1 protein-coding gene is annotated in these 1,830 nt (G+C 56.3%); it reads right to left on the reverse strand.

Annotation, left to right across the window (positions count from 1 at the left end; translation table 11 throughout):
• A partial coding sequence (thrS, locus tag ACIP1X_RS28460) for a threonine--tRNA ligase (RefSeq protein ID WP_400755923.1) occupies positions 1–1,811 on the reverse strand: 1,811 nt, incomplete at its 3' end.
• Positions 1,812–1,830 lie beyond the last annotated feature (19 nt).

Below are 1,830 nucleotides of genomic sequence, written 5' to 3' on the forward strand. Positions count from 1 at the left end.
GTCTGCATCTCGACTTCCTTATCTCCGATTACCAAGAGATAGGGAACCTTGAGCAAAGTATGCTCGCGGATTTTAAAGCCGATCTTTTCATTTCTCAAGTCGGACTTGGCACGAAATCCGCTTTCGTTGAGAGTTTTTTCAACTTCTGCAACAAAATCTGCCTGTTTATCAGTGATATTCATGATCACCGCCTGGGTCGGCGCGAGCCACGCAGGGAATGCACCTTCATAGTGCTCGATCAAAATACCGACGAAACGCTCGAAGGAACCGAGGATCGCACGGTGCAACATCACTGGGTGTTTGCGGCTGTTGTCTTCGGAGACGTATTCAGCGCCCAAACGGACAGGCAGGTTAAAATCGAGCTGCAAGGTACCACATTGCCAGACGCGACCGAGGCAATCTTTTAGCGAAAACTCGATCTTCGGACCGTAGAACGCACCCTCACCCGGCTGCAGATCGTACGGCAGGCCCGCAGAATCAAGGGCTGCAGCCAATGCGGCCTCAGCGCGATCCCACAGCTCGTCGGAACCGACGCGTTTTTCCGGACGAGTGGACAGTTTCATTTCGACGTCGGTGAAGCCGAAGTCGCGATAAACGTCCATGGTCAGCTTGATGAATGCAGCGGATTCGGCTTGCATCTGCTCTTCGGTGCAGAAGATGTGGGCGTCGTCCTGAGTGAACGCACGCACACGCATGATGCCGTGCAGCGCACCCGACGGCTCGTTACGGTGGCAGGCACCGAACTCGGCCAGACGCATCGGCAGCTCGCGGTAGCTCTTCAGGCCTTGGTTGAAGACCTGCACGTGGCATGGGCAGTTCATCGGCTTGATGGCGTAGTCGCGGTTTTCCGACTGCGTGGTAAACATGTTGTCGGCGTAGTTGGCCCAGTGCCCGGATTTCTCCCAGAGGCTGCGGTCAACGACTTGAGGGGTTTTGATCTCAAGGTAGCCGTTGTCACGCTGGATCTTGCGCATGTACTGCTCGAGCACCTGGTACAGAGTCCAGCCGTTCGGGTGCCAGAACACCATGCCCGGGGATTCTTCCTGGGTGTGGAACAGGCCCAGACGCTTGCCGATCTTGCGGTGATCGCGTTTTTCAGCTTCTTCGATGCGCTGGATGTAAGCCGCCAGCTGCTTCTTGTCTGCCCAAGCGGTGCCGTAAACGCGCTGCAATTGCTCGTTCTTGGCGTCGCCACGCCAGTAGGCGCCCGACAACTTGGTCAGTTTGAAGGATTTCAGGAAGCGAGTGTTCGGCACGTGCGGGCCGCGGCACATGTCGACGTATTCTTCGTGATAGTACAGACCCATGGCCTGTTCGTTCGGCATGTCCTCGACCAGACGCAACTTGTAGTCTTCGCCGCGAGCCTTGAACACTTCGATCACTTCGGCGCGCGGAGTGACTTTCTTGATGACGTCGTAATCTTTCTCGATCAGCTGCTGCATACGCTGTTCGATCGCAGCCATGTCGTCCGGAGTGAAAGGACGTTCGAAGGCGATGTCGTAATAGAAGCCTTCGTCGATGACAGGGCCGATCACCATTTTTGCAGTCGGGTACAGCTGCTTGACCGCATGACCCACCAGGTGAGCGCAAGAGTGGCGAATGATCTCCAGCCCCTCTTCATCCTTTGGCGTAATGATTTGCAGGGTCGCGTCGCTGCTGATGATGTCGCTGGCGTCGACCAGTTGACCATTGACCTTGCCGGCCAGTGTGGCTTTGGCCAGGCCAGCACCAATGGATGCGGCGACCTCGGCTACGGAAACCGGGTGATCGAATGAACGTTGACTGCCGTCGGGAAGAGTAATAGTTGGCATGGCGCCTCCTCTCCTAGTG

The organism is Pseudomonas sp. NPDC088885, assembly GCF_044750025.1.
GTDB classification, from domain to species: domain Bacteria; phylum Pseudomonadota; class Gammaproteobacteria; order Pseudomonadales; family Pseudomonadaceae; genus Aquipseudomonas; species Aquipseudomonas rustica.